The following is a 22,943-nucleotide window of genomic DNA, read 5'->3' as shown; positions in this document are numbered from 1 at the left end:
AGGAGTTCCGCCGTGCTGCGTGTCGCCGTCGTCGGCTCCGGGCCCAGCGGGTGCTACACCGCCCAGAGCCTCGTCCAGCAGGACCCCGACGTGCTCGTGGACGTCCTCGACCGGCTGCCGTGCCCGTACGGTCTGGTGCGCTACGGCGTGGCACCGGACCACGAGAAGATCAAATCGCTCCAGAACACCCTGCGGACGATCCTGGAGCACGAGCGGGTGCGGTTCGCCGGAGGTGTCGAGATCGGCCCCGGCGGGGTGCCGGCCGCGCGGTTGCGCGAGCTGTACCACGCCGTCGTGTACTGCGTGGGCGCCGCCGGCGACCGGCATCTCGGGATCCCGGGCGAGGAGCTGCCGGGGAGCTGGTCGGCGACGGAGTTCGTGTCCTGGTACAGCGCGCATCCCGACTCGAGGGCCTTCGGTTTCGTGGCGGGAGCCCGGTCGGCGGTGGTCATCGGCGTGGGCAACGTCGCCGTCGACGTGACGCGGATGCTGGCGCGCGGGACGACCGAGCTCAGCCCGACCGACATTCCTCATCCGGCGCTCACCGCGTTGGCGGCCGGCCGGGTGAGGGAGGTCCACATGGTGGGTCGCAGAGGCCCCTCCCAGGCCAGCTTCACCACCAAGGAGCTGCGCGAGCTGGGGTCCCTCCCGGACACCGAAGTGACGGTCATGGCGGAGGAGTTGGCGCTGGATCCGGCATACCTCGACCCCTCGCCCCTGGCCGCTCCGCAGCGCCGGAACGTGGAGGTGCTGCGGGGCTGGGCGGCGGCGGAGGCACAACCGTCGTCCCGCAGGATCTCGTTGCGCTTCTTCCTGCGTCCCGTCGAAGTCCTCGCCGACGGCGGCCGCGTGGGAGCGGTCCGCTTCGAGAGGACGCTGCCGGACGGACACGGCGGTGTGCGTGGCACCGGTGAGTTCGAGGAGATCGAGGCCCAGTTGGTGCTGCGGTCGGTGGGCTACCGGGGCCTGCCGGTGCCGGGGTTGCCGTTCGACGCGGAGAGCGGCACGGTGCCCAACGTCGAGGGCCGTGTGGTGCGCGGCGGTTCCGCCGTCCCGGGAGTGTACGTGGCCGGTTGGATCAAGCGCGGTCCTACCGGCGTGATCGGCACCAACCGCCCGGACGCCAAGGAGACGGTGGCCTCGCTCCTCGAGGACGCACCCGCGCTCGTACGCGGAGAACGGCGCGATGATCCGCTCGACGTCCTGCGCGCGGCGGGACTCCAGCCGGTGGAGTGGGCGGGCTGGTGCGCCATCGAACGGGCGGAGGCGGAGCTCGGGGCGTCCCTGGGCCGGGGCGTGGTCAAACTCCCCGACTGGCAGTCCCTCCTGGACGCCGCCCAGGGCGTCCAGGGGCGCGAGACCGCGTCCAGCGGCGGCCGGCCCCGCGCGGACGCGGCCCGTCGCCACGAGCCCGCACCGGGCAACTGACCGGCAACACCCCCGAAATCAACAGAATGTGCAAGGAGCTTACGGTCCCCCCATGACCAAGCACCCCGTCGACCAAGTCCCCCCGGTACGCCAACTCACCGCCCTCGGCCTCCAGCACGTCCTCGCGATGTACGCCGGCGCTGTGGCCGTCCCCCTGATCGTCGGCAGCGCGATGAAGCTGTCGCCCGCGGACCTGGCGTATCTGATCACCGCCGACCTTCTCGTGTGCGGCGTCGCCACCCTCGTCCAGTGCGTCGGCTTCTGGCGTTTCGGGGTCCGGCTCCCGATCATGCAGGGCTGCACCTTCGCGGCCGTGTCCCCGATGGTCCTGATCGGCACGACGGGCGGCGGACTCCCGGCGATCTACGGCTCGGTGATCGTCGCGGGCCTCGCGATCATGCTGCTGGCCCCGGTCTTCGGCAGACTCCTGCGCTTCTTCCCGCCACTGGTCACGGGCACGGTGATCCTGGTCATCGGCGTCTCGCTGCTGCCGGTGGCCGGCAACTGGGCGGCGGGCGGCGCCGGTTCGGCCGACTTCGGCGCACCGAGGAACATCGCGCTGGCCGCCTTCGTCCTGGTCGTGGTCCTGGGCGTGCAGAGGTTCGCGCCGGCCTTCCTGAGCCGGATCGCCGTACTGGTCGGCATCCTCGTGGGCCTGGCGGTGGCCGTCCCCTTCGGGTTCACGGACTTCGGCGGGGTCGGGGACGCGGACTGGGCCGGGATCAGCACGCCGTTCCACTTCGGGGCGCCCGTCTTCGAGTTCTCGGCGATCGTGTCGATGCTGGTGGTCGCTCTGGTGACGATGACCGAGACGACCGGTGACCTGATCGCCGTCGGGGAGATGACGGACCGCCGGGTCGAGCCGCGCTCCCTGTCGGACGGCCTGCGCGCCGACGGTCTGTCCACCGTGCTCGGCGGCGTCTTCAACACCTTCCCGTACACGGCGTACGCCCAGAACGTGGGCCTCGTCGGCATGACCCGGGTGCGCAGCCGCTGGGTCGTCGCGGCGGCCGGCGGCATCCTGGTCCTGCTGGGCCTGCTGCCCAAGCTGGGCGCGGTGGTCGCGGCGATACCCGCGCCGGTGCTGGGCGGAGCGGGCCTGGTGATGTTCGGGACGGTCGCGGCGAGCGGGGTGAGGACCCTCGCCCAGGTGGACTTCAGGGGCAACAACAACCTGACGGTGGTGGCCGTCTCGGTGGCCGTGGGTGTGCTGCCGGTCGGCGTGCCGACGATCTACGGGAAGTTCCCCGACTGGTTCCAGACGGTGATGAACAGTGGCATCAGCGCGGGCTGTCTGACGGCGATCGTGTTGAACCTGCTCTTCAACCACCTGCCCGCGAAGGGGGGTTCAGTCGCTCCCGATCCGGACGGACTGGCGGGCGGCGGCGTCGAGGAGGGCGTCGAGGAGCCCCGGGAAGAGCCCGTCTAGGTCGTCCCGGCGCAGGCCGTTCATCTTGGCCGTGCCCCGGTAGACCTGCCGGATCACCCCGCTCTCGCGCAGCACCCGGAAGTGGTGGGTGGTCGTCGACTTGGTGACGGGCAGGTCGAAGTGCGAACAGGAGAGCTCGTCGCGGACCGCGGCGAGCTCTCGCACGATCCGCAGGCGCATCGGGTCGGAGAGGGCGTGCAGGATGCCCTCCAGCCGGATCTCGCCACGCTCCGGGTGCGGAAGGGCACGACTGCTGACGGCGGGGGAGGTCACGGCGGCTCCACTTCTCCAGGCATCCCGGGGCCGTAGGGACTCGGGGACCGGCTCGTACGGCCTCGGGCAGTCCATTGTACGAGACCTCTCGTAGTTTGACATCCAACGTACTACGATGCCTATCGTACGAGTCGACCCCACCGGTCCCGTGACGAAATGGAGCCCGCCGTGAGCGCACTCTTCGAGCCCTTCACCCTGCGCGACGTGACGATCCCGAACCGGGTGTGGATGCCGCCGATGTGCCAGTACTCGGCGGCTCCGGACGGTGCCGCGGCCGGCGCTCCGAACGACTGGCACTTCGCGCACTACGCGGCGCGCGCGGCCGGCGGCACCGGCCTGGTCATCGTCGAGGCCACCGGGGTCAGCCCGGAGGGCCGCATCACCCCCTACGACCTCGGCATCTGGAACGACACCCAGGTGGAGGCGTTCCGCCGCATCACCCGTTTCCTGGTCTCCCAGGGCACGGTCCCGGGCATCCAGCTCGCCCACGCAGGCCGCAAGGCCTCCACCGACCAGCCGTGGAAGGGCGGCGCGCCGCTCGCCCCGGACGCGCTGGGCTGGCAGCCGCTGGGTCCGAGCGCGCTGCCCTACGACGAGCGCCACCCCGTGCCGGCAGAGCTGACGGCCGATCAGATCGCTGAGGTGGTCGAGCAGTTCGCGGACGCCGCCCGGCGTGCCCTCGCCGCCGGCTTCGAGGTCGCCGAGATCCACGGCGCCCACGGCTATCTGATCGGCAACTTCCTCTCCCCGCACAGCAACCACCGCACCGACGAGTACGGCGGCTCGTACGAGAACCGCACCCGCTTCGCGCTGGAGGTCGTCGACGCGGTCCGCGAGGTGTGGCCCGACGACAAGCCCCTGTTCTTCCGCATCTCGGCGACCGACTGGCTGGAGGAGGGCGGCTGGACCCCGGACGACACGGTCCGCTTCGCCCACGACCTGCGGGCGCACGGCATCGACCTTCTGGACGTGTCCACCGGCGGCAACGCGGCGGGCGTCCGCATCCCGGTCGGTCCCGGCTACCAGGTCCCCTTCGCCGCCCGCGTCAAGGCGGAGACCTCCCTCCCGGTCGCCGCGGTCGGCCTCATCACCGAGGTCGAACAGGCCGAGAAGATCCTCTCCAACGGTGAGGCGGACGCGGTGCTGCTGGGCCGCGAACTGCTCCGGAACCCGTCCTGGGCCCGGCTCGCGGCCCGCGAGCTGGGCGGGGACGTGCACGTACCTGACCAGTACCACCGGTCGGTCTGAGCCTGTTCCCCGAACGGCCTCCGGCGCAGGGGGCGGAACGGCCTCCGGCGCAGGGAGCGGGAAAAGCAGGCTCCCTGCGCACGGTCGGCTCGCCGGCTGCGACGGGAACGGGTCCGGCGTCCCTTCCGGGCGCGTCCGCCGAACGGATCGGCGGCGCGTCAATCGCGACAACTTCACACGCGGCCTGCATGCCGGCAGGGCCTCGGTTGATCACCGTCGGTACCGGGTGGTCGGCCCGAGACACCTGCCGTCCACCTGCGGCTCGCGCCCGGTTCGATCGCCCTCCCTCTCGGAGGAGGCCCCGAGCATGGAGTCGCGGATCGTCCTGGACATCCTGGGCGCATCGAGCGTGGTGTCCGTGTTTCTGTGCCTCCTCACCGGACTGCTCGACCAGGTGCGGGGTCTGCTGCGCTCCCGGCACGCCGTCCGGCGGGGCGCCCGCGCGCTGCGCCGGAACATCCCGCCGGAGGACCGCGCCGGCCGGTGAGCAATCAACTCGCCGTGCATGCCTGCCCGTTGAGTGTGAAGGCACCCGGGGCCGCGCTGTTCCCGCTGTGGTCGGCCTGGTAGCCGATGCTGACGCTCGCGTTCGGCGCGATAGTGCCGTTGTAGGTCGCGTTCGTCGCCGTCACCGCGCCGGAGGCCGGGCTGTACGTGGCGCCCCACCCGTTGGTGATGGTCTGGCCGGCGGGGAGGGTGAAGGCCAGTTGCCAGCCGTTGATCGTGCTCGTGCCGGTGTTGGTGACGGTGACCGAGGCCGTCAGACCGGTGCTCCAGGCGTTGGTCGTGGCCGTCACCTTGCAGGCGCCCGGCTGGGGTTGGGGTGCCGGGCCCGAGCTGTCGAGGCCGAAGAAGGTGAGGGCACGGGCGGCCATGCCGGTGGCGTAGAGGTTGTGGCCGACCCCTTGGAGGCTGATCGCCTCGACGGGGGCCCGGTCACCGGTGGCGCCGTAGCGGGTGCGGGTCCAGCCGGGGGCGGGCGTGTCCGTGGCTGCTGGTGTCTGGCTGACGCCGAGGACGTTCGTCCACTGCTTGATCTCCTCGCCGAAGTTGGGGTAGCGCAGCACGTCGTCCTCGGTGCCGTGCCACACCTGCATGCGCGGCCGGGGGCCGGTGTAGCCGGGGTACGCGGCCCGGACGAGGTCGCCCCACTGCTGCGGGGTGCGGATGACGGTCCCGCCGGAGCAGGCGCTGTTCCACTCGGAGCCGTCGGTCGTGGCGAAGCAGCCGAAGGGGACGCCGGAGAAGGCCGCGCCCGCCGCGAACACGTCCGGGTAGTCGCCGAGCAGGACGTTCGTCATCATCGCGCCGGAGGAGATGCCGGTGGCGTAGATCCTGGCGGTGTCGGCGGAGTAGGTCCGCACCGTCCAGTCGATCATCGACTTGATGCCGACGGGGTCGCTGCCGCCGCCGCGCTTCAGTGCCTGCGGCGAGGACACGTCGAAGCATTTGCTGGACCGGGTGACCGAGGGGTAGATCACCACGAAGCCGTGGGTGTCGGCCAGTCGGGCCCACTCGGTGCCGTTGTACATGGCCGGTCCCGAGCCGGTGCAGTAGTGCACGGCCACGACGACCGCCGGGTGCGCGGTGACGCTGTCCGGCACGTACAGGTACATCTGGAGGTTGCTGGGATTGGTGCCGAAGCCGGTGATCTCGGTGAGGGCCGCCGTGGGGGCGGCCTCCGTGCGGGCTGCCTCCGTGCGGGCCGACGCGGTGGGGACGGCGACGAAGAGCGCCGCCACGAGTAAGGCCAGCAGGGTCGCGGGCACCGAACGCAGTGGTCTCCTGGGGGTGGTGGACACGTCCTTGTCCCTCTCTTTCGGGAGGATCGGCAGGATGGGTGGGCTGGGTCGAAGGGGCCGGTGGGGAAGGGACGGTAGGGAGGGGCCGGCGGGGAGGGGCTGCCGCTCACGGCCGGGCCCGGCCCGGGCTCGGAGAGGGCCCACGCAACCGGCAGGGGATGAGGCGACGGTCCGGCGGCCGTCTCCTCGCGGATCAGCACGCTGCGGCCGAAGTCCTCGGCCCCGTCGAGCCGGCCGTCCTGCGAGGTCTCGCCGCGCGACGGAATGAGGCCGTTCGCCCCGGTGACGGCCTTCGACATCCGCGAGCCGTCCGGCCTGTCGGCGCACGGGCTCGCGACCGTGCGCTCCAGACCCGCGACCAGGCAATGGACGGGCGCGACCAGGCGGTACGCACGCGCCGCCACGGGGCTCCGGCACACGACCACGCGGTACACACGCGCGACCAACCGGCCCCGGCACACGACACTCGTGCGGCCTCGGTCCCACCGGGCCCGCCCGGAGCCCGTGGACGGCGCAGCCCGGCTGCCCCTAAGCCGGCCCCCCGGGGCTCGTGGTCGCCCCGTGGACGCACCGACGGTTACGGCACCGGAGGAACCGCTCGGGCCCGACGGGCGGGCCGGCAGACAACCGACCCCGCGCCCCGGCGAGGTGAGCGCCGGGCCGCCGACGAACGTACCCGTACACGGAGGCGCCACCGCCTCACCCCTCTCGGACGGTCTGGGCGATCCTGCGGAAGGGAAGCGTCCGGCGAGCATGGTGGCATGCACATGGCTGCCATGGAAGCGCTCCCACACATCGAAAGAATTCGCTTGCGCGCCGCACCCTCCCCCGCCCGAGTGGCCGAATGTCTTCTGCGCGAAGCGTTGACCAGAAAGCGCTTACCCTCTACGTTCCGTTCAGCGATGTGACCGAACCGGTGCAGTGCGACCACACATTGCCGCGCTGTGCTGCACGCACCGTCCAACATGGAGATTAACGTTCACGTACATGGCCTATCAGGCGCCGGGCAGGCGCCACGAAGGGACGCACCCCGCATGCGTACTCGCCCCCCACGTACACACACGCAAAGATCCGCACTGGCCGCTGGTGCGGCCGTGCTCGCGACGGCGGCCGCCCTGGCCGTCACGCAGCCCGCCGGGGCCGCCGAGACCTCCCCCGTCGGTTTCGGCGCCGGAACGACCGGTGGCGGCAGCGCCTCCGCGGTCACCGTCTCCACACTGAGCGCCTTCAAGGCGGCCGTGACCGGCAGCACGGCGAAGGTGGTCAAGGTCAACGGCCTGATCCCGCTGAGCGGCACGGTCGACGTCGGCTCCAACACCACGGTGCTGGGCGTCGGTTCGTCGTCCGGGTTCACCGGCGGCGGACTGCGGCTGAAGAAGGTCACGAACGTCGTGGTCCGCAACCTGAACATCAGCAAGCCGCTCGCACCCGCCGACGGCATCGAGGTGCAGGCCTCGACGAAGGTGTGGATCGACCACAACTCCTTCTCGGCGGACCGCGATCACGACAAGGACTACTACGACGGGCTGCTGGACATCAACCACGGCTCGGACAACGTGACGGTGTCCTGGAACACCTTCAAGGACCACTTCAAGGGCTCGCTCGTCGGCCACAGCGACAACAACGCGAGCGAGGACACCGGTCACTTGAAGGTGACGTACCACCACAACTGGTTCAACAACGTCAACTCGCGCATTCCCAGCCTGCGTTTCGGCACTGGGCACTTCTACGACAACTACGTCGTCGGCGCCGAGACCGCGGTGCACTCGCGCATGGGCGCCCAGATGCTCGTGGAGAACAACGTCTTCCGCAGTACCGGAGTCGCTGTCACCACGAACCGGAGCAGCGACGTCGACGGATACGCCAATCTCCGCGGCAACGACCTCGGCGGAGCCGCCACCGAGGTCTCCCGGGTCGGCACCTTCACCAGCGCTCCGTACGGCTACACCGCCGAGCCCGCGTCCTCCGTCGTCACCTCGGTGACCGGCGGCGCGGGCGCCGGAAAGATCTGACCCCCCACACCCGTCCACCCCCGACACGGAAGAAGGATCCGGGACATGACTTCTTCGGCACGTCCACGCGCGCGTACGCGTGCGCTGACCGGCGCCGCGGCCGCCCTCGGCCTCTCGGTTGGCATGATCATGACTATGCAGGCCTCGACGGCGAGCGCGGCCACCTGGCCCACCGCGAACGGCAGCCAGGCGGTCTCCTCGACCATCAACCTGTCCGGCACCAAGGACTACGGCATGAAGCGCCTGTACGGCACGGGCGACCTGGGCAGCGGCAGCCAGGACGAGGACCAGGGGCCGATCCTCAACCTGGCCGCCGGCACCGTCCTGAAGAACGTGATCATCGGCGCCCCGGCCGCCGACGGCATCCACTGCGCGGGCAGCTGCACGCTGCAGAACGTGTGGTGGGAGGACGTCGGCGAGGACGCGGCGACCTTCCGGGGCTCCTCGTCGTCGAACGTGTACACCGTCTCCGGCGGTGGCGCGCGGTCGGCCAGCGACAAGGTGTTCCAGTTCAACGGCGCCGGCACGCTGAACATCTCCAACTTCGCGGTGCAGAACTTCGGCACCTTCGTGCGCTCCTGCGGCAACTGCTCGACGCAGTACAAGCGGACGATCAACCTCAACAGCGTCGAGGCGACCTACTCGGGCAACAAGCTCGTCGGCATCAACACCAACTACGGCGACAGCGCGACCCTGAGGAACATCACGATCGTGGGCGACTCCGGCAAGAAGATCGTCCCGTGCCAGAAGTACATCGGGAACAACACGGGCAAGGAACCGACCACGAACGGCTCCGGTCCCGACGGCACGTACTGCAAGTACGCGACCTCCGACATCACCTACAAGTAGCCGCTCCGCAGGTGAAGGCGGCCGTACGAAGCGTCCCCGCACGGCGCTTCGTACGGCCGCCCCGTCATGTGCGCAGGCGGCCCTGGGGGACCGTGTCCGCCAGCTCCCGCTGGTAGTCCGCGTACGCGGAGCGCAGTTCGTCGCCCGGCCAGTCGGGCGGCAGGAGCTCGGGCGGCAGCACCGGATCGGTCAGCAGGTGGCGTACGACCGCCGCGAACCCGGTGAGTCGGTCCGCGGGCCGGTCCGCGCGGGCGACATGGGCGAGCAGCGCCCTGGAGTCGGCCGCCCAGTCGTCGAGGGGCCACAACACGGCGGCCAGCTCGGGGCCGGAACCGGCCGGGCGGGCCGTGCAGCGCTGGGCGACCCCGTCGAGGTCGTCCGGGAGCGGCCGGGCCAGGTTGGCGGGGCGCAGCCAGACGCCTTCGCGGAGTTCGGCGAGGCGGAGGGCGGTCAGCCGGGCCCGCAGGTCGGCGCGTTCGGCCGGTCCGCGGCCTGTCGCGGTGATCACGACCATCTCCCAGTCGCCGCTCCACGCGCGCGTGCGGGGGTGCACGGAGTCGTCCTGGCGGCGCTGACGGGCGAGCAGCCGGTCACTGAGGCCGTAGACGGAGTCGGCGCGCCGCAGGTCACCGGCGCCCACCATCCGGCTGAGCGCGGCACGCAGCGTGGAACCGCCGACCCCGAACGGCTCCACCGCGCGGACCAGGTCCTTCACCGGCATCTCCGGCGGGTGCGCGCCGAGCAGCAGGCTCAGCACGACCGACCGGGCCGACAGCGGCCGCAGATCGACCTCACCGTGCTGCTCCGACACGTTCCTCCGCATGGTCACGTACTGTACGACCCGCTTCATGTTGCACTATTGCTACGGCCGCAGAGGAAGTGCAACATGTACTCCATGGTCTCCCATCCCGCGTCCGCAGGGTCCTCCGCCACCCACGCCGTCACCAACCAGCCCCCTCCCCTGGCCCCGTACGACGCCTCCGACGACCCCGTCCTGCTGGAAGGGCTGCGCCGTGAAGGCGCCGGCTGGGCCGAGGAGGGGCTCCGGCGGCTCGGGCTGCGGGCCGGCAGTGCCGAGGCCCAGGAGTGGGCGGATCTGGCCAACCGCCACGAGCCGGTGCTGCGCACGCACGACCGGTACGGCAACCGGGTCGACGAGGTCGACTTCCATCCGAGCTGGCACCACCTGATGCGGACGGCCGTCGCGGAGGGCCTGGCCGGCGCACCGTGGGCGCAGGACCGTACCGGCGCCCATGTCGCCCGTACGGCGGGCGGGTTGGTGTGGGGTCACACGGACGCGGGCCACGGCTGCCCCACGTCGATGACGTACGCGGCGATCCCGGCGCTGCGCAAGGAGCCGGAGCTGGCGAAGGTCTATGAGCCCCTGCTGACCGGCCGCGAGTACGAGCCGGAGCTCAGGGTCCCGACCGAGAAGCGCGGGCTGCTGGCGGGCATGGGGATGACCGAGAAGCAGGGAGGTTCCGACGTCCGGACGAACACCACGGCGGCCACGCCCACCGCGGAGTCCGGGGTGTACACGCTGCGCGGGCACAAGTGGTTCACGTCGGCGCCGATGTGCGACGTGTTCCTGGTGCTGGCGCAGGCGCCCGGCGGGCTGTCGTGCTTCCTGGTGCCCAGGATCCTGCCCGACGGCAGCCGCAACACGTTCCGCATCCAGCGACTCAAGGCCAAGCTCGGCAACCGGTCGAACGCCTCCTCCGAGCCCGAGTTCGACGCGACCGTGGCCTGGCTGGTCGGCCCCGAGGGGCAGGGCGTCAAGACGATCATCGAGATGGTCAACTGCACGCGGCTGGACTGCGTGATGATGTCGGCGACCCTGATGCGGAGGACGCTGGTGGAGGCGGGTCACCATGCCCGGCACCGCAGCGCGTTCGGTGCCCGGCTGATCGACCAGCCGCTGATGCGCAACGTCCTGGCCGACCTCGCGCTGGAGTCCGAGGCCGCCACCGCGCTCACACTCCGGCTGGCGGGCGCCGCCGACCGGGCGGTGCGCGGGGACGCCGGTGAGCAGGCGTTCCGTCGCATCGCCACCGCGGTCGGCAAGTACTGGGTCACCAAACGAGGTCCGGCCTTCACCGCGGAGGCCCTGGAGTGCCTCGGTGGAAACGGGTACGTGGAGGACTCGGGCATGCCCCGGCACTACCGGGAGGCTCCCCTGCTGTCGATCTGGGAGGGCTCCGGGAACGTCAACGCCCTCGACGTCCTGCGGGCGTTGCGTCGTGATCCGGACACCGCGCAGGCGCTGTTCGGCGAACTCGCCCTGGCCCGGGGGGCGGACGCCCGCCTGGACTCTGCCGTGGCCCGTCTGAAGGACCTGTTGGCCACGGCGTCCGAGCCGGGCGCGCGCCGCCTGGTGGAGCACATGGCCCTGACCCTCCAGGCCGGCCTCCTCGTCCGGTACGCCCCGCCCGCGGTCGCCGACGCGTTCTGCGCGACCCGGCTCGGCGGCGACTGGGGGCACGCCTTCGGCACGCTGCCCGACGCCGCGGACGTGGACGCGGTCCTCGCACGGGCCCTGCCCGGGGGCGACTGAGGCCGCTGCGGGCCCATGTGGCGAGAACCGGGCCACCTCCCTGTCCGGATCGCTCAGCGTCACACCCTGATTCCGCTTCGTTGTCGGTCCCGTGGTGCAGACTCCGATCAGTTGGCACTTCGCCTGGGGAGGACAACGTGTTCACGGGGATCGACGAGGTCGACTGGGCCTCGCTGCGGCATGCGTACGGCAGCGCGGCGGACCTGCCCGGACTGCTGCGGGGGCTCGCCTCCGCGGACCCGGCCGAGCGGGAGGCCGCCCTCGACGGGATGTACGGCGCGGTGCACCACCAGGGGGACGTGCACGACGCGGCCTCGGCCTGCGTTCCCTTCCTGCTCGCGCTCGTGGCGAGCGGGGAGGTCGCGGACCGGGCCGGCGTCGTCGAACTCCTCGTCAGCATCGGGGCGCAGAGCACGAGAAGGGAGGACGGCGGCAAGGGCGGTCCGGGCACGCGCGCCCGTGCGGGGGTGTGCGCCGGCGCCGAGGTGTTCGTCGAGCTGGCGGGGGACGCCGACCCCTCCGTCCGCCGGGCGGTCCCCGAGGCCCTCGTGCGGTTCCTGGACGAACCGGACCGGGTGCTGGGCCTGTTGCGGGAGCGCTGTGCGCTGGAGCGGGACCATCGGGTCCTGCTCGCCCTCACGGAGAGCCTGTGCCTCTTCGTGCGGCTGCATCCCGAACACGCGGCGCCAGCCGTCGAGTTGCTGACGGTGCAGAGCTCACCGCCCCACGACCCCGGACTGCGGCTGGCCGCCCTCGGCCGGCTCGCCGAGTGCGCCCCCGACCGGCTTCCGGCCGATCTGGTGACGGTCGCCGTCGGGCTGCTCAGATCCCGGTCCGCGCTGCGGTCCGCCGGACGCGAGGCTGACGGCTGCCCGCACACCGACACCCTCGCCCGTCGGTTACGACGGCTGCGCCCCTCGGACGAGGAGGGTTCGCAGTTGCTGCGAACCCTGCACCGCGCGCTCGGTGACCGGCTCGACGAGCGCACGGCGCTGCTGCGGGGGCAGTTGACCGGTCCGGACGCCGTCGACCGGTGCAACGCCGTGTGGATCTCGGCGGAACTGTTCCGCGAGTGGCGCGGCGACTGGTCCGGGCCCGTCGGCCTGATCGGCGCCCAACTGGCCGCCGACGAGGACAGGTTGCGCGATGCCGCGGTGTCCGTCCTGGAGGAGCTGTACGGCCTGGCCGCGCCCGCCGCCGACGATCTGGCAGCTCTGGTCGGCTCCCGGCCCGACCTGTGGGTACGGGCCCGGGCGCGCGGGGCATCGGCCCTGGGCGGCCCGCTCAGGGCCCTGGCCAGGAGCGGGGACCACCGGGCGATCCCGGTGCTGGCGCAGGTGCTGGCCGGTCCGGTCGTACCCGACGACCTGGGCCTGGTGATCTGCCACCTGGGCCCTGGGGCGGCCTCGCTCGCGCCCGCGCTGCGGCGCAGGCTGGGCGAGGTAGCGCCGGACTCCGCCGGGATCTTCGAGCGGGCCGTGCCGTTGTTGTCGGCTCTCGGCGCGCTGGGTGACGCGGAGGCCGTACCGGAGGTGCTGCGACTGCTGCGGGGGCTGCCGTCGGGGCTGCGGTTGCGGGACGCCGTGGTGGAGGCCGCCGTTCGCGCTCTGGAGGCGTTCGGGAGCGCGGCGCCCTCCCTGGTCGTACCCGTGCTGCGGGAGCTGCTGGAGACCGACTGCGCGGCGGTGGCCGCGAGGGCGCTGTGGGCCGTGGAGGGGGACGCGTCGGCTGTACTGCCGGTGCTGACAGGGGAGTTGGCGGACGGTCGGCCCCGGCGGTGCGCGGCCGCGGGGGCGCTGGCGCGGCTCGGGCCGAAGGCCGGCGGTGCGCTGGCGGAGCTGCGGCGGACGATGTCGTCGGAGGATGTGCGGGAGCGGGTGTCCGCCGCGTGCGCGGTGTGGCGGATCTCCGGGGACGGGGAGCTCGCCGCACCGGTCCTGCGGACGGCCTGGACGGACGATCCCTCCACCCGCCGGACCATCACCGCCTGCCTCGCCGTCCTCGGGCCTGCCGGGGAGCCCCTCCACGACCTCCTCCGTGCCGAACTGGCGGCTCGGCGACGGCACCTGGCGTCGACGTCCGTCGGCTACGGCGGCCACGACGCGCGGGACGACGAGCGGTTGCTGCGGGCTTGCCGGGAGGCGCTGGGGGCCGGGTAGGGGCGGGCTCCGCACGCGCCGCTGGGCTTACGTGCGGAGGGCGTACGGCGAGTGCGGCGAGGTCCGGGCGCGGTGGGCGAGGGTCGCGCACCGCAGTCGCCGGTGCACTCCCCGCGGCCCGGCCCGCCGGTGCTACCTCCCGTCGGCCCGCCGGCCGCCCCACAGCGGTCCGAAGTGCGCCCAGTCCGTGTCCCACTGGTCGAGGCGGCGGCGTTCCATACGGCCGCGGAGGACACGGCCCCCTACGAAGGGCACGGCCGCCGTGCTCACGCCGACCAGCGCGCCGATCGCGGCGGCGCGGATCCGGGCCTGGCCCTCGGTGGCGGGCTGGGTCATCAGCCGTCCCTGCGCGTCGGTCCAGACGGTGACGGGAGTGCCCTGGGTGCTGCCGGGATCGACACGCACCTGCCCGGTGTGGGCGGAGCCGTCGGCCCCGGTCCAGGCCACCTCGCCCCACACCCGGTCGCCGCTCGACGTGCCCGGGTCGGCCGCGCCGGGCGCCCGGTCGGCGAGGCGGGCCACGACGGGCCGCCACTCGACGCGCTCCAGCGCGAGCTGGTGCTCCACGGCCCGGCTGACCCCGAGGCCGGCGAGCACGCCGGCCACGACGGTGAGCAGCCAGGCACCGAGCACGACCCATGCCTCGACGGTGTCGGTGCGGCGTCTGAGGGGATTGCGTCGCCAGCGCCACAGCCAGACCTCGGGACCACGGAACGCCATCGAAGGCATCCTCCTCATGAGCGACAGGCGCACGAACATGCCGGACCGACCTCCCATACGAAAGATCGCCCCTCGATGCTCACGGCTCGCGGCGAGTTCTCCGTCACCACGGTCGCAGCGGCCTCCCACCGCCGCGGGCATCTTGACCAAATCCGCCCGTCAACCGCCGCAGCCGGTTACCATCCCCGGCCTGACCTGCGGCGAAGGCTGTTCCGGAGGTGACTGTCAGTGGCGGGGTGCAGACTGGCCGGTGTCTGGGACAAAGACGTCACGGAGGTGACCGGTATGGCTGAGAAGCTGCTTGCCGTGGGGACGCGCAAGGGCCTGTTCATCGGGCGCGAGCGAGGCGGCACCTGGGAGTTCGACGAGAGTCCGTATTTCAACGCGCAGGCCGTGTACTCGGTGGCGATCGACACCCGGGGCGAGCGCCCGCGGCTGCTGGCCGGCGGGGACAGCGCGCACTGGGGGCCGTCGGTGTTCCACTCCGACGACCTGGGCCGCACCTGGACGGAGCCGGCCCAGCCCGCCGTGAAGTTCCCGAAGGACACCGGGGCCTCCCTGGAGCGGGTCTGGCAGCTCCACCCGGCGGCGGCCGAGCCGGACGTGGTGTACGCGGGCACGGAACCGGCCGCGCTGTACCGCTCGGAGGACCGCGGGGAGAGCTTCGAGCTGGTCCGGCCCCTGTGGGAGCATCCGACCCGGTCGAAGTGGGTGCCCGGGGGCGGCGGCGAGGGTCTGCACACCGTCCTGACCGACCAGCGGGACCCGCGCGCGGTGACGGTGGCCGTCTCTACGGCGGGGGTGTTCCGCACCCGGGACGGCGGCGCGAGCTGGGAGCCGTCCAACTCCGGTGTCTCCGCGGTGTTCCTGCCGGACCCGGACCCGGAGTTCGGCCAGTGCGTGCACAAGGTCGCCCGGGACGCGGCCGATCCCGACCGGCTGTACCTCCAGAACCACTGGGGTGTGTACAGGAGCGACGACGCGGGCGCGCACTGGACGGACATCGGCGAGGGACTGCCGTCCACCTTCGGCTTCGCGGCGGCCGCCCATCCCCGTCGCGGCGGGACGGCGTACGTCTTCCCCATCAACGCCGACGCGGACCGTGTTCCGGCCGGTCACCGCTGCCGCGTCTTCCGCACGGCGGACGCCGGCAAGAGCTGGGAGCCGCTCACGGCGGGCCTGCCGCAGGAGGACCACTACGGCACGGTGCTGCGGGACGCGATGTGCACGGACGACGGGGACCCGGCCGGCGTCTACTTCGGCAACCGCAACGGCGAGGTGTACGCCTCGGCCGACGACGGCGACAGCTGGCGGCAGTTGGCCTCGCACCTGCCGGACGTGCTGTGTGTGCGGGCGGCGGTGGTCGGGTGACGCGGAGCGCCACCGCCGCCCGCCGTCCTGACCGGGACCGCGGCGGCGTTCACCGGCACCCTGCCGCCGCTGTCGGTCACCGTCCTGGACCGTTCCTGACCTGACCCGGGTCCCGCCCGGGTCGGGCACGGGCTACGGCAGTTGCCAGTTCACCGGCTGCGCCCCCTGGGCGACCAGCAGGTCGTTGGCCCGGCTGAAGGGGCGCGAGCCGAAGAAGCCGCGGTCCGCCGACATGGGCGAGGGGTGGGCCGACTCGATCGCCGGGAGGTCGCCGAGCAGGGGGCGGAGGTTGCGGGCGTCGCGGCCCCACAAAATCGACACCAGTGGCTTCCCGCGCGCCGCCAGCGCCCGGATGGCCTGTTCGGTGACCTCCTCCCAGCCCTGCCCGCGGTGCGCGCCGGGCTTGCGCGGGGCGGTCGTCAGCGCCCTGTTGAGCAGGAGCACGCCCTGCTCGGTCCACGGCGTCAGATCGCCGTTCGAGGGTCTGGGCAGCCCGAGGTCGGAGTGCATCTCCCGGAAGATGTTCTCCAGGCTCCCCGGCAGCGAGCGCACCTCCGGCGCGACCGCGAAACTCAGCCCGATCGCCATGCCCGGCGTGGGATAGGGGTCCTGACCGACGATCAGGACGCGGACGTCGTCGAAGGGCTGCTGGAAGGCCCGCAGGACGTTCGCCCCGGCCGGGAGGTAGGTCCGGCCCGCCGCTATCTCGGCCCGGAGGAAGTCCCCCATGTGCGCGATGCGTTCGGCCACGGGTTCCAGAGCCTTCGCCCAGCCCGCTTCGACAAGTTCGTACAAGGGTCGTGGTGCCACGGCGCGTCACTCTACTGGCACCCACTGACACCCCGCATACCCAGGGAAGTCTCCCGCGCGGGCCGCCCCGCAGGCGCTACCCTTCCTCCGCGTCGGGATCTTCGGGCCGGTCGGGCCGGGCGCGCCGCCGGTCGTCGGGAAGGAGGGGTGCCTCGTGCACTCAGCGGCCGGGGACGGGTTCCTCGCCGTCGACTCCGGCGGCTCCGGCCTGCGGGTCGTCGTCGGCACCCCCGACGGGGGCACGACCGCCCCCCGGGAGTCGCGGGTACCCGTGCGGACCGGGCCGCGCGGCATCGATCCGGGGCATCTGATGGAGCAACTGGTTCCCCTGGTGCGGGGGTTGCTGCCGGAGTCCGGGGTGAGCGGGCTGGGTACCGCCGTGGTGGGGGCGGCCGGTCTCGCGACCCTGGGCGACGCGCTGCGGGCGGAGCTTCCGGGCGCGCTGGAGCGGGAGTTCGGAGTGCGGACCGTCGCGCTCGTCGCGGACGCCGTGACCGCCTACACCGGCGCTCTCGGACCTCGCGCGGGTGCCGTCGTCGCCGCCGGAACCGGTCTCATCGCCGTCGGCACCGATCTCAGGACCTGGCGCCGGGCGGACGGATGGGGTCATCTGCTGGGCGACTGCGGGGGCGGCGCGTGGATCGGGCGGGCCGGTCTGGAGGCCGCACTACGCGCCCACGACGGACGGTCCGAGGGTTCGGCGGCGCTGCTGGCCCGGGCCGAGGAGTCGTTCGGGCCGGTCCGGGAGCTGCCCGGCCGGCTCTATCCGCGGACGGACCGGCCGGCCGTCCTCGCGTCCTTCGCGCCCCAGGTGGCGGCCTGCGCCGGGAGCGACCCGGTGGCCCGGGGAATCCTGCGCGAGGCGGCCCGGCACATGGCCGACTCCGCGGCCGCGGTCTGTCCGGCGGAGGGCGAGGCGCATGTCGGCCTCACCGGTGGCCTGTTCAGGATGGGTGCTCCCCTCCTCGAACCGCTGGAGGAGGAACTGGAGCGACGGCTGCCGGGCGCCCGGGTGGTCCCTGCCGCGGGCGGGCCGTTGGAGGGATCCGTACAGATCGCCACAGAACTGGCGCGGAGTTCGCTCACCCTGCCGCCCGATGCGGCGATGTTGTACGTGGTGACCCCAAAGAGGGGCTGAAGCGGACGTAACTCATCAGACAAAACCGGACGGATACCGCTCACCTGCACCCTCCCCGAACAGGGAAGCCCAGGAAGCCAGTAACATGCGTCGCCATGAGCTCCCCCACTGGGCCCGCGTCCGGCCTGCCAGTACGAATGCCGCGACCTCGCCAGCCCGGGCGGCACCGCCGACCCGAGCCGCTGGCGGCTCCCGAGGGCGCGCCCGCGCTCGTCCTCGCGGTGCCCGGTACGCCCGGCGCCGCCACGCGCGGCCTCGCCGAGGAGGTCGTGAGCATCGCCCGCTCCGAGCTGCCCGGCCTCGACGCGCGGATCGGCTACCTGGACGGGGACGACTCGGAGTTCCCCACGCTCCAAGCCGTGCTGGCCCACACCGCCGACGAGCGCACCGCGCGGTACGAGCAGGCCAAGGCCGCCGGGGTGGACGTCAAGGAGCCCGAGGGCCCCGTCGCCGTCGTGGTGCCGCTGCTCGCCGGGCCGGACAGCTCACTGCTGCGCCGGATCCGCCAGGCGGTGATGGACAGCCGGATCGCGGCCGACCTCACCGATGTGCTGGGCCCGCACCCGCTGCTCGCCGAGGCGCTGCACGTGCGGCTGTCGGAGGCGGGGCTGGCCCGCGCCGACCGCGCTCGCCTGTTCGCCGTGACGACGGCCGCGGACGGCATCATCCTGGGCGCGGTGGGCGGCGAGGAGGCGGTGCAGGCGGCCGGGATCACCGGCATGCTGCTCGCCGCGCGGCTGGCCGTGCCGGTGATGGCGGCGGCGCTCGACCAGGACGGCTCGATCGCGTCCATCGCCGACCAGTTGCGGTCCTCCGGCTCGCAGCAGCTCGCGCTCGCGCCGTACCTGATAGGGCCGGAGATCGACCCCGCCGTGATCGAGGAGGCCGCCAAGGAGGCCGGTTGCGCCGCCGCCGAGCCGCTCGGCCCCTACCCGGCGATCGGCAAGCTCGTCCTCGCCAAGTACACGACCGCGCTGGGCATCGCCCCGCAGCAGGCACAGGGCGCGCCGGTGCGCTGAGCGCCCGCCGCGACCGCGTGACACCGAAAGGGCCCGCTCCGTACGTCGGAGCGGGCCCTTCGGCGTACGGTCGTGGCTCAGCCGAAGATCACGCAGGAGGCGGCCGGTACGTCGACCGAGCCCTCGTAGCGGGGCAGGCCGGTCGCCGGGTCCACGGCGAACCAGGTCACCTCGCCGGAGCGTTCGTTCGCCACGTACAGGAAGCCGCCGGACTCCGCGAGGGCCCGGGGCCACCGGCCGCCGCAGATGACCGTGCCGACCAGGCGCAGGGCGTCGCCCTCGACGGCGAACGTGGACAGCACGTCCTCGCCGCGGGTGGCGGTCCACACGAACCGGCCGTCGGGGGACGTGACGACACCTGACGGGTACGCGTCGCCCGCGGGGGCGCCCGCGAGCACCGGGATCTCGCTCAGGGGCTTCAGGGAGCCTTCCCCGGCGTCCCAGCGGCACACGGTGAGGGTCGGAGTGAGCTCGTTGAGGACGTAGGCGTGGGTGCCGTCGGGGTGGAAGGCCAGGTGGCGGGGGCCCGAGCCGGGGCGCAGAGCGACCTCGCGGTGCAGGTCGAGGGCACCGTCCGTCAGCGTGCACACCCGCACGGAGTCCGTGCCGAGGTCGACGCTGACGATCCATCGCCCGCTCGGGTCGGGCTGCACCTGGTGGGCGTGCGGGCCCTGCTGGCGGGGTGTGTGCGGGCCCGAGCCGGTGTGCCGGAGCACGTCGGAGGGGGCGCCCGCGAGGGAGCCGTCGGCGCGCAGCGGCAGGGTGGTGACGCTGCCGGAGCCGTAGTTGGCGGTGAGGACGTGTCCGGCGTGCACGGCGAGGTGGGTGGGTCCGTTGCCGTCCACCGCCACCGGCGGGCCGGCCGGCTCGGGCCGGTCCCCGGACACCCGGTACGCGGCGACCGCGCCCTCGGCCGTCTCGCTGACCGCGTAGAGCACGTCCCCGTCGGCCGACAGGGCCAGGTACGACGGATCGGGTACGCCGTTCAGGCCGCTCAGCACCTTCAGCGCGCCCGTGGCCGGGGTCACTGCGGCCGTCACGATGCCGGGGCCTCCCGCCGCCGTGAACGACCCGATCCAGGCCCGTCGCCGCCCGCCGCCGTCTGCCACAGTCGTCCCCTCTCGGTCTGTGCCGTCGGGGCGACGGTAGCAGTCGATCACGACCGGTCTAGACCAACCGTGGGAAATTCACGGGGCCGTCACGGACATGGCCGTGTCGGTTCAGGCCCCCACCAGGGGCGAGCCGGTCGGGGTCCGCAAGGGCGCCGCCAGCTCCGCGAGCGCCCGTTCCAGGCCGTGCAGATGGGCCAGTGCGGGCTCCTCGGCGTGGGGGCGGTCCGCCACCGGCAGGTCCCTGCCGTCGGTGAGCGCCTCCACGACGGTCTCCACACGGCGGCACGCGGTGGTCAGGCGGCTGTCGTGCGATGCCTCGGGGTCGGCGGCGACGGCGACCAGGCCCCGGATCTCCCGGGCGCAGTCGTCGAGGAGGGCCAGGACCCGGCGGGCGCGCCGCTTGCGGGCCGGCACGGGACTGAGGGGGTGCACCAGCGGGGCCACCGACAGGCGGACCCGGCCGAGCAGGTGCTCCAGTTCCGCGACGCGGCCTGCCGGGTCGGCGCCCGGCACGCCCGCGAGCCGGGCCGCGGCCTCGGCGGTGCAGGCGTGCACGCAGCGCAGGGCGCGCTGGATCCAGGCGTCGGTGACGCTGTGGGTGGTGATCGGCAGCACGAACAGCACCGCCAGGACCGCCCCGACCGCGCCCACGCCGGTCTCCGCGAGCCGCAGCGCCAGCAGGCCGGGCTCCAGGACGCCGAGGAGGCCGTAGAGGAGCTCGGCGAGCAGGGTAACCCAGAGCATCATCCAGGTGTACGACACGGCGGCCGTGTAGAAGATGCCGAAGACGCAGACCGCGACGAGGACGGCCGTGGGCACCGGTGCGCCGTGCAGCGGCAGGGCGACGAGCAGGCCGAGTCCGATGCCGATCACCGTGCCGAGGACGCGGCGGAAGCCGCGCACCAGGGTCTCGCCGCGCGAGGTCGTGTTCACGAAGATCCACCAGGTGGCGCCGACGGCCCAGTACCAGCGCTGACCGGAGACGAGCTGGCCGACGACCAGGGCGAAGCCCGCGCCCGCCACGGCCTGCACCGCCTGGCGGGTGGTCGCACGGGCGAGGCCGGTGCCTGTGGGCGCGGCCGGCACGGGGGCCGGGGGCAGCCGGCGCTCGTAGCACCACAGGCCGAAGCGGACCACGGCGGCGGTGAGCACGGACAGCAGGACGGCGGCGTGGAGCTCGGGCAGCCGGTCGGCGGTCGCGTGCAGGAACTGCGCCACGAAGAAGGTCATGAACGCGAACACGCCGAGGCTGTGTCCGCGCGGGCCCCAGCGCCGGGCGTACACGCCGGCACCGACCACGACGAGGAACGTGAGGTCGCGGGCGACGGGATGGCCGTGGAGCCAGGCGGCGGCGGTGAGGACGGGGAGGCCGACGGCGGGCAGCAGGGCGGTGGTGAGCGCCTGCCCCCGGACGGTGGTGTCCGTGACGGTGAACAGGGCAAGCAGCGCGGCGAGACCGCCGGTGACGGCACCGGCGAGCGAGTGACCCGCGAGACCGCACACCACGACGGCCAGTCCGATCCCGAGCACCGCCCGCGCGGCGAAGCGCAGCCGGACCCGGCCCGGGTCCGGCGCCATGAACACCCTCTTCAGCACGTACCGCCCCCTGAACCTCTCGTACACCGGCATGGAAAAGGCGCCGCGGAGGTCCGCAGCGCCATCGACAGGCCCATTGCAGCATCCTCGCCGCCGTCGGCTCAAGCGAGGTCGACTACGCTGGTCCATTGGTACAGCGAAGGCGGTCCCGGAGCAGCCGTCGGCGGGCCAAAGGACCAGCACGAGGAGGCCGTACGCCATGGCCGTGGACGAACTCGACACCCGCATCCTGCGGTTGCTGCTGGAGCAGCCGCGGACGAGCGTGCGGGAGTACGCGCGGATCCTCGGGATCGCCCGGGGCACCTTGCAGGCGCGGCTGGACCGGCTGGAGCGGGACGGGGTGATCACCGGCACCGGACCCTCGCTGTCACCGGCCGCGCTCGGGCATCCGGTGCTGGCATTCGTGCACATCGAGGTGACCCAGGGGCGGCTCGACGACGTGGGGGACGCGCTGGCGGCCGTGCCGGAGATCGTGGAGGCGTTCTCGACCGCGGGCGGCGGGGATCTGCTGGCGCGGGTCGTGGCACGGGACAACGCGCACCTGGAGGACGTCATCCAGACGGTGATCAGCATGCCGGGAGTGGTGCGCACGCGGACCGAGGTGGCGCTGCGGGAGCGGGTCCCGTACCGGCTGCTGCCGCTGGTGGAGTCGGTCGGACGCGCCACCCGGAGTTGATCTTTGACATCCTGGGGGCCATGAGCGGGCTCAGCGGGACAGCGGTCATCTTCGATCTCGACGGAACTCTCGTGGACAGCGAGCCGAACTACTTCGAGGCGGGGCGTCTGACCCTGGCCCAGCACGGCGTCCCGGACTTCACCTGGAGCGACCACGAGCGGTACGTCGGGATCAGCACCCGCGAGACGGTGACGCGGTGGAAGTCCCGGTACGGACTGCGGGCGTCCGTGCCGGAACTGCTCGCGGACAAGAACCGGCGCTATCTGGAACTGGCCCGCACCGCCACGCGCGTGTACCCCGAGATGCGCGCGTTCGTGGAGCTGCTCGCCGGTGAGGGCGTCCCGATGGCCGTGGCCTCCGGGTCCTCACCGGCGGCCATCGACGCGATCCTGGCCGGGACGGGCCTCGACACGTATCTGCGGACGACCGTCTCCGCCGACGAGGTCGCCCACGGCAAGCCCGCGCCGGACGTCTTCCTGGAGGCGGCCCGCCGGCTCGGCGTCGCCCCGGCCGACTGCGTGGTCCTGGAGGACGCGGCTCCCGGCGCCGCCGCCGCGCACGCGGCCGGGATGCGCTGCATCGCCGTTCCGTACGTCGCGGCCCAGGCCGACGCACCCGAGTTCGCGCGCGCGGGCCTGCTCCTGCGGGGAGGGCAGGAGGAGTTCACGGCCCGGGCGGCCCTGGACTGGCTGGTGCGGGGCGGGAGTTGAGGGGGCGCACGGTCCCGGCCGCGACGAGCGCCGCGGT

The 22,943-nt window shown here is 73.0% G+C and carries 20 protein-coding genes; 13 read left to right on the top strand and 7 right to left on the bottom strand.

From position 1 onward, the window contains the following. Positions 1-12: 12 nt before the first annotated feature. Both ACIQJT_RS10635 and ACIQJT_RS10630 read left to right on the top strand, forming a co-directional pair. The gene (locus tag ACIQJT_RS10635) at positions 13-1,428 is read left to right on the top strand and encodes an FAD-dependent oxidoreductase (RefSeq protein WP_402641908.1); all 1,416 of its coding nucleotides are present in this window, start codon (positions 13-15) and stop codon (positions 1,426-1,428) included. 52 nt (positions 1,429-1,480) lie between these two features. Continuing rightward, a complete protein-coding gene (locus ACIQJT_RS10630; RefSeq protein ID WP_402641906.1) occupies positions 1,481-2,857 on the top strand; it encodes a nucleobase:cation symporter-2 family protein in 1,377 nt (458 codons plus the stop codon). Here the strand turns inward: ACIQJT_RS10630 and ACIQJT_RS10625 are convergent. Then, positions 2,777-3,130: a helix-turn-helix transcriptional regulator gene (locus tag ACIQJT_RS10625; RefSeq protein ID WP_053850425.1), complete on the bottom strand. Its 354-nt coding sequence runs from the start codon at positions 3,128-3,130 to the stop codon at positions 2,777-2,779. The two genes, ACIQJT_RS10630 and ACIQJT_RS10625, sit on opposite strands and share 81 nt — an antisense overlap. Before the next feature lie 168 nt (positions 3,131-3,298). Here ACIQJT_RS10625 and ACIQJT_RS10620 point away from each other — a divergent pair, with 168 nt between their 5' ends. Continuing rightward, complete coding sequence (locus ACIQJT_RS10620; RefSeq protein WP_365448859.1) at positions 3,299-4,378, top strand: NADH:flavin oxidoreductase/NADH oxidase; 1,080 nt, start codon at positions 3,299-3,301, stop codon at positions 4,376-4,378. Between the two features lie 307 nt (positions 4,379-4,685). After that, on the top strand, positions 4,686-4,865 hold the full coding sequence (locus ACIQJT_RS10615) for a hypothetical protein (protein WP_365448857.1): 180 nt from the start codon (positions 4,686-4,688) through the stop codon (positions 4,863-4,865). Between the two features lie 4 nt (positions 4,866-4,869). On the opposite strand, the gene ACIQJT_RS10610 is transcribed toward ACIQJT_RS10615, so the two are convergent. Continuing rightward, entirely contained in the window at positions 4,870-6,180 is a 1,311-nt protein-coding gene (locus ACIQJT_RS10610) for a PHB depolymerase family esterase (RefSeq protein WP_402641901.1), read from the bottom strand. 1,034 nt (positions 6,181-7,214) lie between these two features. Here ACIQJT_RS10610 and ACIQJT_RS10605 point away from each other — a divergent pair. Both ACIQJT_RS10605 and ACIQJT_RS10600 read left to right on the top strand, forming a co-directional pair. Then, positions 7,215-8,192, top strand: coding sequence for a polysaccharide lyase family 1 protein (locus tag ACIQJT_RS10605; RefSeq protein WP_365448855.1), 978 nt, complete (start codon positions 7,215-7,217; stop codon positions 8,190-8,192). A 45-nt stretch (positions 8,193-8,237) separates the two neighbouring features. Next, positions 8,238-9,041, top strand: a complete 804-nt coding sequence (locus ACIQJT_RS10600) for a pectate lyase (protein ID WP_402641898.1) — start codon at positions 8,238-8,240, stop codon at positions 9,039-9,041. A 64-nt stretch (positions 9,042-9,105) separates the two neighbouring features. Here the strand turns inward: ACIQJT_RS10600 and ACIQJT_RS10595 are convergent, their stop codons facing one another. Further along, positions 9,106-9,864, bottom strand: a complete 759-nt coding sequence (locus ACIQJT_RS10595; protein ID WP_402641895.1) for a PaaX family transcriptional regulator C-terminal domain-containing protein — start codon at positions 9,862-9,864, stop codon at positions 9,106-9,108. A gap of 63 nt (positions 9,865-9,927) precedes the next feature. Here ACIQJT_RS10595 and ACIQJT_RS10590 point away from each other — a divergent pair, with 63 nt between their 5' ends. Together ACIQJT_RS10590 and ACIQJT_RS10585 are read left to right on the top strand one after the other, a co-directional pair. After that, entirely contained in the window at positions 9,928-11,595 is a 1,668-nt protein-coding gene (locus ACIQJT_RS10590; protein ID WP_402641893.1) for an acyl-CoA dehydrogenase family protein, read from the top strand. A 137-nt stretch (positions 11,596-11,732) separates the two neighbouring features. Beyond that, the gene (locus tag ACIQJT_RS10585; RefSeq protein WP_402641891.1) at positions 11,733-13,754 is read left to right on the top strand and encodes a HEAT repeat domain-containing protein; all 2,022 of its coding nucleotides are present in this window, start codon (positions 11,733-11,735) and stop codon (positions 13,752-13,754) included. 132 nt (positions 13,755-13,886) lie between these two features. On the opposite strand, the gene ACIQJT_RS10580 is transcribed toward ACIQJT_RS10585, so the two are convergent. Then, positions 13,887-14,474: a hypothetical protein gene (locus ACIQJT_RS10580; protein WP_365448845.1), complete on the bottom strand. Its 588-nt coding sequence runs from the start codon at positions 14,472-14,474 to the stop codon at positions 13,887-13,889. 285 nt (positions 14,475-14,759) lie between these two features. Between ACIQJT_RS10580 and ACIQJT_RS10575 the strand changes: the two genes are divergently transcribed. Further along, positions 14,760-15,845 carry an exo-alpha-sialidase gene (locus tag ACIQJT_RS10575; RefSeq protein WP_365448843.1) on the top strand — a complete coding sequence of 362 codons (1,086 nt, stop codon included), beginning with the start codon at positions 14,760-14,762 and terminating at the stop codon, positions 15,843-15,845. A 132-nt stretch (positions 15,846-15,977) separates the two neighbouring features. Here ACIQJT_RS10575 and ACIQJT_RS10570 read toward each other — a convergent pair whose 3' ends face one another. Beyond that, complete coding sequence (locus tag ACIQJT_RS10570) at positions 15,978-16,655, bottom strand: uracil-DNA glycosylase (protein ID WP_356598333.1); 678 nt, start codon at positions 16,653-16,655, stop codon at positions 15,978-15,980. A 154-nt stretch (positions 16,656-16,809) separates the two neighbouring features. On the opposite strand from ACIQJT_RS10570, the gene ACIQJT_RS10565 reads away from it, so the two are divergent. Together ACIQJT_RS10565 and ACIQJT_RS10560 are read left to right on the top strand one after the other, a co-directional pair. After that, positions 16,810-17,793 carry an N-acetylglucosamine kinase gene (locus ACIQJT_RS10565; RefSeq protein WP_402641886.1) on the top strand — a complete coding sequence of 328 codons (984 nt, stop codon included), beginning with the start codon at positions 16,810-16,812 and terminating at the stop codon, positions 17,791-17,793. 95 nt (positions 17,794-17,888) lie between these two features. Then, complete coding sequence (locus tag ACIQJT_RS10560) at positions 17,889-18,812, top strand: hypothetical protein (protein WP_365448839.1); 924 nt, start codon at positions 17,889-17,891, stop codon at positions 18,810-18,812. 77 nt (positions 18,813-18,889) lie between these two features. Here the strand turns inward: ACIQJT_RS10560 and ACIQJT_RS10555 are convergent, their stop codons facing one another. Both ACIQJT_RS10555 and ACIQJT_RS10550 read right to left on the bottom strand, forming a co-directional pair. Beyond that, complete coding sequence (locus ACIQJT_RS10555) at positions 18,890-19,921, bottom strand: lactonase family protein (RefSeq protein WP_402641884.1); 1,032 nt, start codon at positions 19,919-19,921, stop codon at positions 18,890-18,892. Positions 19,922-20,032: 111 nt separating this feature from the next. After that, complete coding sequence (locus ACIQJT_RS10550) at positions 20,033-21,520, bottom strand: FUSC family protein (RefSeq protein ID WP_402641881.1); 1,488 nt, start codon at positions 21,518-21,520, stop codon at positions 20,033-20,035. A 199-nt stretch (positions 21,521-21,719) separates the two neighbouring features. Here ACIQJT_RS10550 and ACIQJT_RS10545 point away from each other — a divergent pair, with 199 nt between their 5' ends. Then, positions 21,720-22,196: an Lrp/AsnC family transcriptional regulator gene (locus ACIQJT_RS10545; RefSeq protein ID WP_053846280.1), complete on the top strand. Its 477-nt coding sequence runs from the start codon at positions 21,720-21,722 to the stop codon at positions 22,194-22,196. 20 nt (positions 22,197-22,216) lie between these two features. Then, the gene (locus tag ACIQJT_RS10540) at positions 22,217-22,906 is read left to right on the top strand and encodes an HAD family hydrolase (protein ID WP_402641878.1); all 690 of its coding nucleotides are present in this window, start codon (positions 22,217-22,219) and stop codon (positions 22,904-22,906) included. Positions 22,907-22,943 lie beyond the last annotated feature (37 nt).

It is taken from the genome of Streptomyces sp. NPDC091972 (assembly GCF_044756385.1).
In the GTDB taxonomy this organism is placed as follows: Bacteria; Actinomycetota; Actinomycetes; order Streptomycetales; family Streptomycetaceae; genus Streptomyces.
The sequence above is the reverse complement of the archived record's forward strand: the minus strand, read 5'-3'. Positions and strand labels throughout refer to the sequence as shown.

Excerpts from the sequence above, each read along its gene's own strand:
- ACIQJT_RS10630 (WP_402641906.1), top strand. The coding sequence starts at position 1,481 with ATGACCAAGCACCCCGTCGACCAAGTCCCCCCGGTACGCCAACTCACC.
- ACIQJT_RS10615 (WP_365448857.1), top strand. The coding sequence starts at position 4,686 with ATGGAGTCGCGGATCGTCCTGGACATCCTGGGCGCATCGAGCGTGGTG.
- ACIQJT_RS10605 (WP_365448855.1), top strand. The coding sequence starts at position 7,215 with ATGCGTACTCGCCCCCCACGTACACACACGCAAAGATCCGCACTGGCC.
- ACIQJT_RS10600 (WP_402641898.1), top strand. The coding sequence starts at position 8,238 with ATGACTTCTTCGGCACGTCCACGCGCGCGTACGCGTGCGCTGACCGGC.
- ACIQJT_RS10595 (WP_402641895.1), bottom strand. The coding sequence starts at position 9,864 with ATGCGGAGGAACGTGTCGGAGCAGCACGGTGAGGTCGATCTGCGGCCG.
- ACIQJT_RS10590 (WP_402641893.1), top strand. The coding sequence starts at position 9,928 with ATGTACTCCATGGTCTCCCATCCCGCGTCCGCAGGGTCCTCCGCCACC.
- ACIQJT_RS10580 (WP_365448845.1), bottom strand. The coding sequence starts at position 14,474 with ATGGCGTTCCGTGGTCCCGAGGTCTGGCTGTGGCGCTGGCGACGCAAT.
- ACIQJT_RS10575 (WP_365448843.1), top strand. The coding sequence starts at position 14,760 with ATGGCTGAGAAGCTGCTTGCCGTGGGGACGCGCAAGGGCCTGTTCATC.
- ACIQJT_RS10560 (WP_365448839.1), top strand. The coding sequence starts at position 17,889 with ATGAGCTCCCCCACTGGGCCCGCGTCCGGCCTGCCAGTACGAATGCCG.
- ACIQJT_RS10545 (WP_053846280.1), top strand. The coding sequence starts at position 21,720 with ATGGCCGTGGACGAACTCGACACCCGCATCCTGCGGTTGCTGCTGGAG.
- ACIQJT_RS10540 (WP_402641878.1), top strand. The coding sequence starts at position 22,217 with ATGAGCGGGCTCAGCGGGACAGCGGTCATCTTCGATCTCGACGGAACT.